Genomic DNA, 16,812 nt, shown 5'->3' on the forward strand with positions numbered 1-16,812 from the left:
ATACTTAAAAAAGGCTGATATATATCAGCCTTTTTTTTCCTAAAGAATTAAGCTATGAAAAAAATATTACTCTTCCTTTTTTTATTGGTAGTATCACTCTCATATTCGCAAAGTGTTACTACAATTCCAGTAATTCCAACTGCATCTGATGCTATAACCATTACATTTGATGCAACAGGTTCAGAATTGGATGGCTATACAGGTGATGTTTATGCTCATACTGGAGTTATTACTACAAGCTCAACAAGTAATACAGATTGGAAACATGTTATTGGTTCGTGGGGAAACAATGCCACACAACCTCTACTTACTCGTACAGGGGCAAATACTTATCAACTAGTTATTTCTCCTGATATTCCAACTTACTACAGTTCTGGTGCAGATGTTGTAACAGATATTGCTGTAGTTTTTAGAAATAGTACCGGAAATGCACAATCAAGACCCGATATTTTTATCCCTATTTACGCTGCTGGTTTAAATGTAACCATTACGAATCCCTCTAATGAGTCGGTTTATAGTTTGAATGATAATATTACCATTAGCGCAGAATCTAGTATAAATGCAGATTTAGAATTAAAAGTAAATAATGTATCTGAACAAACAGCTATAAATACTACTACAATTTCAAAATCTTATACATTTACTTCAACAGGGAGTTTTACTATTGAAGCTAGCGCTACCGAAAATAGTGAGACTAAAACAGAACAGATTGCAGTATATGTAAAAACTACAACTCAAAATGAAACTATACCTACTGGTTTAGAGAATGGTTTTAATGATAATGGAGATGGTACTGTTACATTTGTTTTGCAAGCCCCTTTAAAAACCGATGTGTTTCTAATAGGCGGATTTAACAATTGGACGTTAAACCAAAATTATCAAATGAAAAAAGATGGCGATACATTTTGGTTAACTGTTAATGGTTTAGATTTTAACACAGAATATGCCTACCAGTATTTTGTTGACTATAGCTTAAAGGTGGCAGACCCTTACTCAAAAAAAATATTAGATCCAAACAACGACCAATTTATATCGAACACTACCTACCCTGGTTTAATGACTTATCCAACAGGAGATGCTACTGGTAATGTTTCTACCTTTAAAATAAATGAAACAGCTTATACTTGGCAATCAAATGCATTTGTGAAACCAAATAAAGAAAACCTAATTATCTATGAAATGCTAATTAGAGATTTTACTGAAACAGATTCTTTTATTGACGCCATGACACACCTAGATTATCTTGAGCAATTAGGTGTAAACACTATTGAATTAATGCCAATTAGTGAGTTTGAAGGAAACGATAGTTGGGGCTACAATCCATCGTTTCATGGCGCTTTAGATAAAGCATATGGTACTCAAAATCATTTTAAATCATTTGTTGATGCTTGTCATTCGCGTGGTATTGCAGTAATTATAGATGTAGTTTACAACCATGCCTTTAGCCAAAGCCCATTAGCACAATTATATTGGGATTCTGGCAATAACAAACCAGCCGCTAATAATCCATGGTTAAATCCAGATGCAAAGCATCCTTTTAATGTAGGATACGATTTTAATCACGAAAGTGCTTATACTAAAACCTATGTAAAACAAACCTTAAAATATTGGGTTGATGAATTTAGAGTAGATGGCTTTAGATTTGATTTATCAAAAGGATTCACGCAAACTAACAATCCAAGTGATGTTGGTGCATGGGGAAATTATGATGCATCAAGAATAACTATTTTGCAAGATTATGCAGATTATATCTGGAATAATGTATCATCTGATGCCTATATGATATTAGAGCATTTTGCTGATAATTCTGAAGAAACTGTTTTAGCAAACTACGGTTTTATGCTTTGGGGAAATATTAATCATAATTTCAACCAAAATACTATGGGCTATGCAACAGAGGCAGATGTATCTTGGCTGTCTTATAGTAACAGAGGCTGGACTAATCCACATGTTGTTGGTTACATGGAAAGTCATGACGAAGAGCGTTTAATGGTAAAGAATATAGCTTACGGAAACTCAAATGGAGGTTATAATGTAAAAGACTTAAGTACTGCTTTAGATCGACAAGAAGCAGCTTCAGCTATATTTTATGGAATTCCTGGGCCAAAAATGCTTTGGCAATTTGGAGAATTAGGATACGATAAAAGTATCAATTGCGATGGTGACATTACTAATGGTTCCTGCAGGTTAGATAGAAAACCTGTGGCTTGGACACTTGGTTATGAATCTGATTCAGACAGAATGGATTTATATAATGTTACAGCAAAAATGATGCAGTTAAAAAAACAGTTTCCATCAACTTTTAATACTAATAATTTTAACTTAAGTGTTGGCGGATTAGGAAAACGTATTAATTTATATGATAATGTTGGTACCTTAGATGTCGTTATAGTTGCCAATTTTGATGTAACTACACAATCAGTCAACCCAAATTTTCCTGCAACAGGGACATGGTATGATACGTTTTCAAATACAAGTATAAATGTTACAAACCCAACTGCTGCTTTAAGTTTACAACCTGGAGAATATAGATTGTATTCTAAAACTCAAAATTTGAGTGTAAAAAATTCTGATAAAAATAATCTTGTAAAAGCTTACCCCAATCCAACTTCTGACTCTTTTCAAATAAATAAATATGTTGAAACGGTTTCAATTTTTGATTTAACAGGAAAACAAGTAAAAACCTTTAAAGGTAGTTTTAATAAAAATCACACTTTTAATATTTCAGATTTATCACCTAGCATATATCTAGCAAAGATTAATAGCAACTTAGATGAACAAACCACATTAAAAATTGTGAAACTAGATTAATTTTTTTGTTAATTATTTAAAAGGCACCTTATCATTTGTGGGATGCTTTTTTTATTGATGTTAATTAGCCTTTAAAATGTATTATTAGTACAATACTATGTTTCAAAATAAAACGCTAAAAGATACTCATCAAAATAAAAAACCTCATAAACTATGTTTATGAGGTTTAAAGTTATTAAAGTTAGTCTACCTTTTTTTTATTTTTTCACTAGTTTTATACTTTTCAAGCTATTATCAGACTTTATTTTAGCAAAATATAATCCTGCTTTTAAACTAGAACCATCAATTGTTGCTTCACTAGTATCAGGAGTAAGTGATAATACCTGCTTTCCTAGTATATCATAAACTTGAATAGATGATATTTTTTGGTTTTTAGATTTAACCACCCAACTATCCTGTGTAGGATTTGGATATGCCTTAAATGATGATAATTCAAAATCATCAACACTTAAAACGGTGGCTCCTAAGGTAATGTTATCAATGATATAAGTACCTGAAAGACCTTGAGTATCTGTTCCATTTTCATTAGGACTTGCAGCTATACCTCCCAAATCTCCAGTATCTGTAAAAATATGCAATCTTTCTCTTGAACCTAATCCTGCATTGAAATCTAATTCTACATTTTTAACATCTTGTCCTACAGTTTGAAAATTCGCTTCAAGAGATCCACCACCACCTTGGAAACTAACTCCATGTTGATGTACTTCTCCTGGTGCTGCTGTTGTTGACTGGATTGTGAATCTTAAAGTATTATTTGCATCATCACTTAGATCAATAGGTGTTGTAAATGTTACTGAGGCATTATCCCAAGCATTAACCGCACCTACTATTTGTAGTACATCATTTCCAGTACCATTTGAAATTACTGCACCGTCACCTGTTGTCCAACCATCAATAGATCCATTAAAATCAAATGGTAATTCTATTGGGTATCCAAATGATACTGTATATGTTTGCGTAGTTGTACCGTTTGCAGCAGTAACTTCAACAGTTGTATCTCCAGGTATTCCTCCAGCGGGAGTAATTATAACACTTGCTCCTGCATCGTTCGTTGTTGCAGTAACAGTAGGTACTAATGTTACTCCATTGGCTACAGCATAAGTATAGCTAATAGTACCTGAATCAAACCCAGATATTGTAACAGCATCAACTTGTAAATCACTTAATGTCGCATCTGCTCCAACAGGATCTGCTCCTAGACTAATATTGTCTATAATGTATGTCCCTGAAAGACTTGAAGTATCTGTCCCACTAACATTAGGAGTGGCCTGTATAGCTCCCAAATTTCCAACATCTGTAAAAATGTGTAATCTATCTCTTGAACCTAAACCTGAATTGAAATCTAACTCTACATTTAAAACATCAGTCCCTACAGTTTGAAAATTAGCTTCATAAGATGGTTGACCATCACTTTGGAAACTAACTCCATGTTGGTGTATTTCTCCTGGATTTGCTGTTGTTGACTGGATTGTAAATCTTAAAGTATTATTTGCATCATCACTTAAATCAATAGCTGAAGCAAATGTTACATTCGCGTTATCCCATGCTTGTCCAGCTCCACCTATAATTTCAAGTACATCACTTCCTGTACCATTTGAAACAGTTGCGTTATCTCCTACCCATCCGTCAAGAGTTCCTTCAAAATCAAAAGGCAATGCTTGGGAAAATCCAAAAGATGCAGTTAAGAGCATTAATAATAAAGTAATTTTTTTCATCATAAATTAGTTTTTAGATTAGTTAATTTTTAATCAAAATCAGTATTCAATTAGTACATTCGAAATGGAATAACAGAAATCTATTTTTCGATATTTATAAATATAAAGGGGAATTATTATAGAATTACTATAATATAGCACTACAAAAAACATACAATAAAGCAAATAGATGTTTTTAATATGATTTTAATAAAAACTCTAGTAGTCACAAGGTTTTTGACAGCACATCATTTTAATTAAAATCGATATGCTGCTGATTTTTATAGCTTTGTATGGGTAATGTATAGGTAATGATGATACAAAAAAAACAATCTACTATTGTTAGAAGCTAAAATGGCATCATAAAACACTAGTTAACTGATCATTACATAGACAAATGATCTATTATTCATATAATTTTATGCCATAATATTAAAAAAATAGAAATAAAATAATCTCGAAGAAATCTCTAATTACTAAGGTTAAATATAGAAAAAGGAGAATTATTATTCGCAACAATAATTAGGCTCTTATTAGGCTGAGTAATGCTACTAATGTTTCGGCTATCTTGAGGAACATAAAAACCACTTTCTAATGGTGATAGTTTTTTAAATTTGTTTTTACCATCTCCTAATAAAACATTTCCTATACCGGCATCATAACGTGTTGTTTCTACTTCTACGCCATAATGATTACCAACAGTGATAATATCTTTAAAACCATCTTTATTGAAATCTAATACGAGAGCCGACTTAATTGGAGATATTTGTGCTTGTATTGGTAAACTATTCTTTACAAGCTTACCGTTTTCGTTTATTAGAATAATACTTTCAAAACTATTTATTTCATAAACAACTGCCTCTTCTACTTTATCTTCTGGTAAAATATCCACTAATTTTGAAGATGCAAAGCTATGAAAATCTTTAAATTTATCAGCAACGTAGGGCATTTGCTGGCTTGTACATTCTCTGCCACGTAATGGTACATAATCATCCTTATAGAACTTTGCTAAAATAATATCGTTAGTTCCGTTATTATCAAAATCGTTAGCATACACCTTAAATGGATGTTCTTTTGAGGCTTTAAATTTATTGTTTTTTCCAAGATTACCAATAATATAATCATCATCACCATCATTATCTAAATCACTAGCGGTAACGGACCACCAAATGCCTCTGGTCCCATTTAATTCATATTCTTCAGAACTATTTACAAAGGTTCCAGAGTCATTTTCCAAAATAGTAATTTCCATCCACTCCCCTACTATCATTAAATCATCATCTCCATCTTTATCAATATCCGTAAAAACAGCATCTGTAACCATACCAATATTTTTCAATGCACTAGCTACTTTATCAGGTGCTAATGAAAATCTCCCGTTATTATTCATCAGAATAAAACTGCTAGCTGGAAAGCCATATTTTCCAGAGATAAGTCTTGTACCAACAAATAAATCTAGATCTCCGTCCTTATCAATATCAGAAGCTTTAATACTTTGTGAACTTTCATAAATATTAGGTAAAGCATCATTGCTTTTAACAAACTCTCCTATACCATTGTTTAAGTACAACCTATCCTTTAAAAGTTTATTGCCTCTTTTATATTCACTACCTCCGCTAGTAACATATAAATCAAGATCATCATCATTATCTACATCCAAAAATAAAGCTTCCAAATCTTCTGAGGCTTTATCATTTTCCCATGGTTGAAACTTAGATTCTTCAAAGCTACCTTCCTTATTCTGTAGATATAGTATACCTCTTTGACCAGCAGCTCCACTTACAAATAAATCTTCAAGGTTATCTCCATTTACATCTCCAACTGCTGTGAAAGGACCATTTTGTGAAATATTATGAGGTAATAAGACCTCTTCTTGAAACTCATTAAACTCGTTCTCTTTATGAGTAAATGCTAATCCCAAACTAGTAGGTTCTACTTGAGTTAGCAATGTTTCTTTCTCATCATTAGTCTTAGAGGTATTTTCCGCTTTTGAATATTTAACCGTTAATTCGCTATTTGCACTTACATTTTTAAATACATTAGTTTTTCCATCTGGCCATATAACTTCAACTTTTTCTACCTCAACATCTTTACCTAAACCAAAAAACAAACCAGATTCAACCGAAGACAAATATCCACGGGTTACTGTGTTTTCTGCTATTTGTGTTTTTCCATTATGATGAATTATAGCTTTTGCGCCATAGCCAAATTTATTTTCGTCGGCTCCTTTTAGGCTAATTTCAAAAAAATTACCAGTCGCTTTATTTTCATAAACAAAGGCAGATGCCTCCATATTATTAACTACAACGTCTAAATCGCCGTCATTATCTAAATCACCATAGGCCATACCGCTTGAAAAACTTGGTGTGCTAAACCCCCAGTCTTTCGTTACTTTATCAAATTTTAATCCTCCAGTATTCTTGTAAGCATGATTAGCTAGAGGTACGGATGGTGCTAATTTTGCCATACTCAAAAAATCTTGTGATCCTGTATTGAGTTTCTCACTTAATCCTGTTAAAAAATCATTATTACGGACATCCTTTTTAACACCATTTGAGACTATTATATCCTTATAACCATCATTATCTAAATCAACAAGTAAACCTGCCCAACTCCAATCTGTTTTGGCAATTCCTGCTATACTTGCAACATCTGAAAAGCTTCCATTTCCATTATTTATCTGAAGCGTATTTGCCATATATTGATAATGCCTACCAGAATTTACAATTTTATAAAATTCTTCCGTACTCATTGACCCCATGTTGGTTTTAGACCTGTAATGATCATCTGAAGCCATATCCAATGTGATTAAATCCATAAGGCCATCATTGTTTATGTCTCCAGTGTCTGTACCCATGCTAAATTGAGAAATATGTTTTAGGTTTTTATCTATAACATTTTTAAACGTCCCATTTCCATTATTATAATACATAACATCTGGCTCGTCATAATCATTGGCAACGTATAAATCAACCCATCCGTCATTATTAAAATCAGTGGCACTAACACTCAACCCATATGTTAATGCTTCTGAAATACCTGATTCTTTTGAAACATTACGATATCTTCCATTATCATTCCTATAGAGTTTATCAGAATAATATATTTCACGCTTTTTTGGAATATTAATATAACGCTTAAATAATCGTGCATCAGGTAGTTGATTAACTTGATACATATCTAAGTCTCCATCATTATCCATATCAAAAAAAACGGCTTGTGAAGAAAAGCCTGCATCCGCCAAACCATATTGCATTGCAGATTCTGTAAAAGTGAGGTCTTTATTATTTATATACAATTGGTTTTTTCGCTCTTCAGGGTCCATTGAGTCACCATTTCGACTAACATAAATATCTAAATATCCATCATTATTAACATCAGCCATGGTAACTCCCCATGACCAACCACTATTTCTGGCAGCCCTAGATTTTTTTGTTATATCTTCAAATTGAAATCCACCTTTATTTAAATATAGTCTATCACTAACTTGATTTCCACAGAAGAATATATCTGGTAATCCATCATTATTAATATCTCCAATAGCAACACCAGCACCACTGTATATCTGATTATAGTATAAATGGTTTACTTTTTCAGATTCTTTAATAGTGTTATTAAAATCTATACCTGTTTTATCAGGAGATAATAACTCAAAACCTCCAGTTAATGTTTCAGGATTTAAATTACGTTTAGGTTTTTGACACGAGAAAGTCAAAATAACCGTAAGAAAGATTGTTATACGATAAGAAAATTTAATCATCACAATTTTTAAATTAAAATACTAAATGTTTTTTGAAAATAAATGAATACATAACCTTTCCTTTAGAATATTAAAAATTAATGTTTTATTTCATATCTCAATTTAAGTTTTATTCTAAAATCATAAAAGTTTAAACAAAAATCTTTTTGTTTTGTAACATTAAAGGTTTTCTGTAAAATTTAGGGCTCTCATCTTTGTCCCATAAACCCCAGAATGCACCAACATCTCCTTCTGCTCCAACTTTCCAAGATTCATCAAATGATGAGAAATAGAATATATCAATATCTTCATCACGAGACCATTGTTGTGTGTTTATAAAGTATTTGATAGCATTATCAAATGAAGGGATAGCACCTTGTAAACCTTCGCCCTGACTAGGCCATCCTGTTTCTGAAATAATCACTTTTTTACCATTTGCAGCTTTGATTGCTTGATTATACATATCTTTCATATATATGAGTGAATATTCATTACTACAACCTTCCCAATATGGGTAACAGTTTGCTAATATAACATCGCAAGCCTCAGCTATTTTTGGTCGTTGTGTAAACTCATAATAGGCATCTACATATCCCATAGGAATATTCGGGATAGCATCTTTAACTTGATACATAAAACCTAAAAGTTCGTCCTCTGTTAAATCGCCACGGTACATCACCTCGTTACCTACTGCTGCAATATCAACATATCCTTCTTTAGCTAATTTTATAAGCCCCCAAATTTCTTTTTTGTTAATCTCTGCATCATCTCCTAACCAAGCTCCTACGAGAGTTTTAATACCGTATTCTTTTGCTATTATAGGAATTAGCTCATTACCATCAGTACAAGAAAACGATCGTATCCATTTGGTATATGGCTTTATAACTTTCATCCGCCTTCTTATCTGCTCTTCTGTAATCTGATTTCCTGGATGTTGCCCTTCTTCATATGGGCTAAAACACAAACCGTGCATCCCTTTTCCTAAAACACGATTATATATATTTTGCAACCCTTTTGTTGTTTTATCATAAAGATTTCCTCCTGATAAAGACATTAATTTATTTGCTCTATATGACATAATTAATAGTATTAAATTTTTATAATTCGGCTCTTCTTTTATCTAATTCCTTCCTAATTTCATTAGATCGTTTTTCGGTAACATCATAGTTACGCATAACATACATAGCTAAAAGTGTACCCGCCATAGGAAAAAAACAGAAGAAGGCATGAAGCCCATCAACAGCAGATTGCTGATCTGTAGTAGCAAGATCTGGGTTAAATCCAACAATAGCAATAATAACTCCACTTAATGCACCTGCGATTGCAAAACCAACTTTAACCATCCACCAATAAATAGCACCAAATATACCCTCTCGACGCAAACCAGAGTTTAATTCATCAATATCAATTACATCAGCAGTCATTGACATCATTATGGTAAACAAGCCTCCTATTCCGAAGGAAAAAAATGGTAGTGCTATAATATATAACCATGGCTTACCTGGAACAAATAGAAACCATAGCATAATGTATCCTATAACTGAAATTCCTTGAGAAACCAAAAAAGCCTTTTTCTTTCCGATAACCTTAGACATCCAAGTAACTACTGGTATAACTATAAATGTGGTGCCCAAAGCCCCCAAAGCTCCAAATAGCGAAACCCAGATACCACTAGCCCCAGCATCTCCATTAAACAACTTATATACAATGACAAAAAAAGTAAGTGATGCCACAGTATTAAAAGCATTAAAAACTAAAAAAGTAGCAGCGCATAATTTTCTGAATTCCTTAATCTTAAATGCTTGAATAAAGCTGAGGAATATGTTTTTTAAGCTTCTTCCTATAGTTGCAAAATTTAACGGTTCATAGTCTTCATTTAGGGTAGATTTACTCTTTATGAATATTGCGGGAACCATGGCGCAGATGGCACATGGTATAGCAACCCATATTGCCAATTCTCTTACGGCAACTTCTGCAGATGGAAACCATTCTGGATCATACATAATTATCCAAAACAAAGGCGCTATTACCCAAGCCCATTGCCCAATCCATTGGGCCACTGCCATAATATTAGTACGCTCATGAAAATCATCACTCATTTCATACCCCATAGCTACATAGGGTACACTAAAAAACGTAAGACCTAAATAAAAGACAATAGACCACAAGAAGAAATACCAAAAATTAAATTGTAAAGAATTTTCTTTAAAAAGCTGCCACATGAATATGTAGGCAATGCCCATCATAATTGCTCCAATAAAAACATACTGTCTTCTACGGCCCCATTTTGATTTTGTATTATCTGAAATATAACCCATTATTGGGTCGGTAATAGCATCGAATATCCTTGGAAAAAAATAAACAAGAGACCACATCCAACCTGGAAAGCCCAAATCTTCAACTAAAACAACCATAAATATACCTAGAATAGCAGGAAACATTTGGTTAGCTAACATACCTACCCCAAAAGCTATTTTTTGTCCAAAGGGAACTTTATCTCTTGATGTAGTCTTAGTTATTGACATAATTTAATTTGAATGTGTTTTTATAATTTCTAAATATTCGTTTGATTTTGGGTTTCTTCGTTATACTTTTATTAAAAAGACACTACTATAAAGGTGTATCTTAACTGTAATAAGTCATTTGTAAACGCAAACTACTTTTGATAGTTCCAGCCATTCACTTGATTCATTATTAAAATTTTAAATTCTCATGCTTATCCCATAGACCCCAATATGCTCCAACATCACCTTCGTCTCCAGTTTTCCATGATTCATCAAAAGATGAAAAATAAAATAATGGAATATCATTTTCCTTAGTCCATCTAACGGTATCAATAAAATATTTCATGGCACTAGTATCACTTGCAATAGCACCATCTAAACCTCCTCCTTCGCTTGGCCAACCTGTTTCAGTGATAATAATCGGCTTACCTTGAGCCGCATCTACAACAGATCCAAACATAGCTTGCATATGCCCTAATGCATACTCTATTGGGCACCCTTCCCAATAAGGATATAAGTTTGCTAAAACAACATCAGTACTCTCAACTAAAATAGGATGTCTTGAAAATTCATAATAGGCATCTACATAGCCAACAGGAATATCTAACCCTGCTAATGCTTCCTTTACTCGATTAATATACCCGACTAGTTCATCTAAAGTCAAGTCGTTCCTATATAACACTTCATTTCCTACCGCAGCAACATCAACATTCCCATCTTTAGCTAGCTTTATTAAACCTTCTATTTCTCTTTCATTATCTTCTTTATCATCACTTAGCCATGCTCCAACTAAAGTTTTAAGACCATGCTTTTTTGCCATCATTGGTACATATTCATTTCCTTCAATACAAGAAAACGATCGGATAGCACCAACATAAGGTTTTAATATTTTTACACGTTGCTCAACCTGTTCCATACTTATATCATCCCCTGGTGATTGCCCATCCTTGTACATGCTAAAACATATACCATGAAAACCATCTTGAATGGTTTTATGCCATAACGCTTTTAACTCCTGTAACGAATAACCTGAAAGGTTTATACCTTTAGTTGCTTTTTGACTATATCTTGATTTATAATATGATTCTTCTCTATAAGACATTTTTATTTTCTAATTTTTTCAATAATTAAACATGCATCTAAAACACACCTCTACAATTTTCCTTTGTATATATTTTAATTCTATCTACTTCTTTAGATCCTGAAGGCAATTCTTCAAGCTTTAATCCTGGATAATCATCGGCTTCCTTCCATTTTGCTATAGTAGAACTAAAAAATGAAGAAGCTGTAGAGTCTGCTTCATAAATAATCAAATCGTAGGCTTCTCCTTTTTCCCCACCAAAACGAGTAACTACCTGCCATTTACCACCTCTTTTGTATGACGTATTAGTATGATCAGATTGTGGGTAATATCGATCATCAGTAGGGCGAATTAATACCCAAATATCATTTTTATTGGACTCTGGATAAACGCCCATTGTTAAAATTCTACAATCCACAGAATCTTTATCTATTGGAGAAACAACTTTTACCGAATTTACTGGTCCAGTAATCTTTAACTTATTTCCTGTCGAGACTTGTTCAATTTGGGTATTATAATTGATTAAATCTGACGAATAACTACCATAAATCATCATTAAAACACCAAGGATTCCTAAAAGTATCCCTAGTTTACTAGAACTAGATTTTTTAACAGCGAAAAGGGTAAATACGATGAGCAAAACCCCTATTATTAGTATTATTATTTTGGTTGACATTTTATTATTTTTTTAGTTATATAAATCTATATTAACAATGTAACATTGTTATAACACACCTCTTCTTTCTTCTAATTGCTCTTTAATTTCTTTTGCTCTATCTTCAGAAAGACTGTATTTCCACATTGCCCAAATTGCTAAACCTGCTGTGACAACTGGAAAAACAATATCAGCAATTCTAAGATTTAATATGGTTTCTTCTGATTGTGTTGCTAGTCCGCCATCAAATCCAATAAGTTGAAGCACTAAACCTCCAAAAACCAAGGCAAGACCTTGCCCTAATTTTACAACCCACCAATACAATGCTCCAAAAGTTCCTTCTTTACGAGGCATCCCGTTTACTAATTCGTCCAAATCACAAACATCTGCAGTCATACTCATCATAAGTGTAAATAAACTTCCAAGACCAAATGACATCAATGGTATAGGAATGAACATTAACCAAGGGTTCTCTGGCGTAAACGCCCACCATTTAAGGATATAACCAACAATTGAGAGTGCTGTTGAAATAATAAAAGCATTTTTCTTACCCCATTTATTGGCCATAGCAGATACAATTGGAATAACAAATAAAGCAGATACTAAAGCGCTTATTGAGCTAAACCATGCAGGCCAAGTTCCAGTTGCACCGTAATCTCCATTAAACAAGTAAAATACAATAATGAAGAAACTAAATGAGGCTACAATTTGAAATCCGTTAAATACCAAAAATGTTGCACCACACAGTTTCATAAAAGGTTTATTTTTTACGGCTTCGCCAATACTTGAAACTAAATCTTTTAGATTACTAAATATAGTCTTAAGTGTAAGTTTTTTTCTATCGCCCATATTTCCAGCGTCAATACCTCGACAAAATATAGCTGGTAATACTCCTAAAAGCAAACAGCCCAACCCTACATATAATGCTAATGTTCTAATACCAATTGCTTGACTTTCGAAGATATTTTCATTTGGTATCATTGGCCAAAACCACGGAACAATAACCCAAGCAATTAAACCAACCGTTTGAGAGAAGGCCATTAAACGCGTTCTTTCGTTATAATCAGTAGTCATTTCAAAACCAAGCCCTACTAATGGTGTGGCAAACATAGTATTACCTACTAAAAAAACTAGAGACATTATTAAAAAATACCAAAAGTTGAACGTGGCAGAGTTATTCTCATCCATTTGCCAAAGCAAAACAAAGAATATGGCACTTAAAATGGCTCCAACAAAAATATAGGGTCTTCTACGCCCATATTTAGAACTTGTATTATCAGATATAAAGCCCATTACAGGGTCGGTAATAGCATCAAAAATTCGAGGCAGCCCTCCCAATATTCCAGCCTGAAGAGGATCCATTCCAAAGACCGTAAGCAGAAAGAACATGAATACACCTAAAGCTCCAGGAAGCAAGTTTAAAACTAAATGACCAGCTCCAAAAGCTGCTTTTTGCCCAAAAGGCACTTTATTTGTTGCTGCTGTTTTTACGTTTGGCATAATTTTAATTTTTAGTTAGTTGGTTAATTCTGGTTTATGATTTAGGAATCACAATGGTTTGTATAGCTTGCGCATCTATTGAAAATTCTACCTTCTTTTTATTTAGTGATAGGCTTATGGATTTGGGGATTTGTAATTCATTAAAAAGTACAATAGCAATTGAGCCGTCTGGATTTTGAGCAGCAGTTGCCATTAATTTATCATCAGAATTTTGTAAACCAATAACTTTAGCTTCTGGTCTGATGTATTTGCTAAAATGAGCCATAGTATGGTAAAGAGGCGTGAAGTATACCTCATCAGTATCTGGGTTGACAATTACAGGAGCAATACACCAGTTTTTAAACCAGTTTGGACCTCCTTTTGTATCTAATACCATATTCCAATCTACCCATCCGTCTACCCAATTGTTCAAACAACCAATAATATCTCTAGCATAGCGGTTAACTGGCGCATATTTAGGATGTAAGTGCTTATCCTTTTCTGGCGCCCAATCCCAGCCCCAATCTGTAGCTTCTTTTTTCCAATACCATGCATCATCTTCCCATACAGGTATTTCTGCATCTACACAAGCTTCAGATTGAATTAAAAGCTTATTTGGTGCTTTGTTATGAGCGTATTGCAATTCTTCAGGAAACACCTCAAAAGTACTCGCATACCAGTGAATAGCTGTTCCATCAAAATACTTTGATGTTTCTTCATTTTTAAATTGAGAATCTACCCATTCTTTTAGGTGTTCTCTGTTTTGATCGTATCCCAAAATTTTCAGTTCTCCTTTTCCATCTGCTTCTAATTTTGGTCCTAAATAATTTTGAACAAAATTGGTCATTTCATCAGGTGTATAATGCATGCTTTCCCAATTGTTGCCATTTCCTAAAGGTTCATTTTCAACAGTAAAACCCCATATATCAATACCTTCAGCTTTATAAGCGTCTGCATATTTAGAGAAGAATAATGCCCAAGTATCATAATACTCTGGAAGTAATTTTCCACCCACCCATTTGTTATTATCTTTCATCCAAGGTGCCGCAGTCCATGGCGAACCAAAAATTTTAAATCCATCTTTAGAAGCTGCCATCGCTTCTTTTATAAATGGAATCAAATCGTCTTTGTCTTCTTCAATAGTGAAATGATCTAGATTCTTATCTCCTTCAACAGGAGCATATGAATAGTTACTTACTGAAAAATCACAAGAGTTCATATGCGTTCTTGTTAGAGAATAATGAGCGCCTTCTTCACTAAAATAAGCGTCGATAATTTTCTTGCGGTTTTCTTTACTTAACTTATTCAAAAGAAACGCTGAAGATTCGGTAAATGCACCACCAAAACCTGTAATGGTTTGGAGTTTTTGTTCAGGATTTAATGTTATAGTCACCAAACTATCTGCTTCTACGAAATTAGTAAGCTTAGTTAGTTTATTACCCTTTGCAGAAGTTTCATATACATCAATCTGTAAATCATTATTCGCTTGTTTATTCGTTTCTTTACAACTCATAACAACTAAAAAAAGGCAGATTATATTTATTTTTAAAAACTTCATTTTATACTTTTTTTAATGTGATTGCTTTGCTTCAGCCGCAGCCGGTGGAACTAATACATCTTTCATTAAAGCTTCTTTGTCCCCATTATAGGTTTTGGTTATAGGGTTTCCATTTCTTGTTAAACCTTTAAACGTGCCTTTATCCACTTCATCCCAAAGGGCATATTTTGCTTTACCATCTACTGTAAATAATCCAAAATGCTTTTCTGAGTTCCCAGAGTTATCTCCTCCTTTCCATGGTTCATCAAAACCTTCAAAGTAAAAACATGACATTCTTGCTTCGTTAGTCCAGTCTCTCATATGCTTATAATACAGTGCTTCCTTGTATTCATCGCATGCTCTTGAACCATCTGCGCCATATTGACCAGAAGAAAAACTTGCCCATCCTGTTTCGCCAATATGAATAGGTTTATTAACACCCAAACTTTCCATGTATTTTTTTACATTTCCTGATTGCATAATGGCATAGTCTTTTGCTCTTTGCATGGAGATTTCAACCTTTTCCATATCTGTTTTACCTTCAAGCCCATCTTGATTTAACCAAAACTCTGGCTGATAATGCGTGTCATGCATTGGGTAAGTGTGCACAGAAAGAAAATCTACTGCTTTAATTAATTTGTTTAAATCCTCAACATGGTATTCTTCGCCACCACCGCCCCAAGACGCAAAATTATCTGAACTCGTAACCCATAAATCTTTAGGTAGCTTTCCTTCTTTCTTTAAGTCTTGAAGGTAGTTTACCCATTTTAAGATGACCCAAGGCTCAACATAATAAGTTGCAGCCCATTTAACCATGGCTTCATTACCTACAGCAATTACTTTTACAATATCTGGGTATTGATTAGCAAGCGCCACTGCTTTTTCCATTTGTGGTTTGTTATCAGCACTTTCTTCATTATGGATAGGAGCTTGATCTGTCCAAGCATTTTTACAATCTATCCAAGCACCAAGCATCACGTACATTTCAAAGTTTGAGTCTTCTTTTTTTAATTCACTTATAACTTTTAAAAGATTTTCAGCTTGCGGTAGATGCACCTTATATGTTCTCAGCATTTTTATACCTAGAGCATGTAAGATTTTCATATCTTCCTTTAACTCATCTAATGTTGGTTCAATGCTATGATCTGCATGTCTGTAGCCGCCATAAGACATAGCTAAATATTCAGGGTTACCCAAAATATCTTTTGCTGTTAATTGTTTTTTCTCTACTACTTGACTCACATCGTTCTTTTTAGAATTATTACAAGACCACATGAAACAGGCTAAAAATATCAGTAAACAATTTCTCATA

At 33.4% G+C, this 16,812-nt stretch carries 10 protein-coding genes; 1 reads left to right on the forward strand and 9 read right to left on the reverse strand.

Annotation, left to right across the window (positions count from 1 at the left end; genetic code table 11):
• Positions 1–54 precede the first annotated feature (54 nt).
• Positions 55–2,811: an alpha-amylase family glycosyl hydrolase gene (locus tag M3P09_RS15355; RefSeq protein ID WP_249973814.1), complete on the forward strand. Its 2,757-nt coding sequence runs from the start codon at positions 55–57 to the stop codon at positions 2,809–2,811.
• 197 nt (positions 2,812–3,008) lie between these two features.
• On the opposite strand, the gene M3P09_RS15360 is transcribed toward M3P09_RS15355, so the two are convergent.
• From M3P09_RS15360 to M3P09_RS15400, 9 genes are all read right to left on the reverse strand, one after another.
• Positions 3,009–4,529 carry a T9SS type A sorting domain-containing protein gene (locus M3P09_RS15360; RefSeq protein ID WP_249973815.1) on the reverse strand — a complete coding sequence of 507 codons (1,521 nt, stop codon included), beginning with the start codon at positions 4,527–4,529 and terminating at the stop codon, positions 3,009–3,011.
• Between the two features lie 445 nt (positions 4,530–4,974).
• Positions 4,975–8,265: a VCBS repeat-containing protein gene (locus M3P09_RS15365; protein ID WP_249973816.1), complete on the reverse strand. Its 3,291-nt coding sequence runs from the start codon at positions 8,263–8,265 to the stop codon at positions 4,975–4,977.
• A 130-nt stretch (positions 8,266–8,395) separates the two neighbouring features.
• Entirely contained in the window at positions 8,396–9,322 is a 927-nt protein-coding gene (locus M3P09_RS15370) for a glycoside hydrolase family 17 protein (protein WP_249973817.1), read from the reverse strand.
• 19 nt (positions 9,323–9,341) lie between these two features.
• Positions 9,342–10,769, reverse strand: a complete 1,428-nt coding sequence (locus tag M3P09_RS15375; protein ID WP_249973818.1) for an MFS transporter — start codon at positions 10,767–10,769, stop codon at positions 9,342–9,344.
• Positions 10,770–10,938: 169 nt separating this feature from the next.
• Complete coding sequence (locus M3P09_RS15380) at positions 10,939–11,850, reverse strand: glycoside hydrolase family 17 protein (protein ID WP_249973819.1); 912 nt, start codon at positions 11,848–11,850, stop codon at positions 10,939–10,941.
• Between the two features lie 37 nt (positions 11,851–11,887).
• Positions 11,888–12,505: a hypothetical protein gene (locus M3P09_RS15385; protein ID WP_249973820.1), complete on the reverse strand. Its 618-nt coding sequence runs from the start codon at positions 12,503–12,505 to the stop codon at positions 11,888–11,890.
• 48 nt (positions 12,506–12,553) lie between these two features.
• Positions 12,554–13,984: an MFS transporter gene (locus tag M3P09_RS15390; protein ID WP_099562990.1), complete on the reverse strand. Its 1,431-nt coding sequence runs from the start codon at positions 13,982–13,984 to the stop codon at positions 12,554–12,556.
• A gap of 34 nt (positions 13,985–14,018) precedes the next feature.
• Positions 14,019–15,521 (reverse strand): glycoside hydrolase family 30 protein, encoded by a 1,503-nt coding sequence (locus M3P09_RS15395; protein ID WP_249973821.1) that lies wholly within the window; start codon positions 15,519–15,521, stop codon positions 14,019–14,021.
• Positions 15,522–15,533: 12 nt separating this feature from the next.
• A complete protein-coding gene (locus tag M3P09_RS15400; RefSeq protein ID WP_249973822.1) occupies positions 15,534–16,811 on the reverse strand; it encodes a glycosyl hydrolase family 17 protein in 1,278 nt (425 codons plus the stop codon).
• Between the last annotated feature and the right edge of the window lies 1 nt (position 16,812).

Origin of the sequence: Jejuia spongiicola (assembly GCF_023502325.1) — a bacterium.
Classification (GTDB): Bacteria; Bacteroidota; Bacteroidia; order Flavobacteriales; family Flavobacteriaceae; genus Wocania_A; species Wocania_A spongiicola.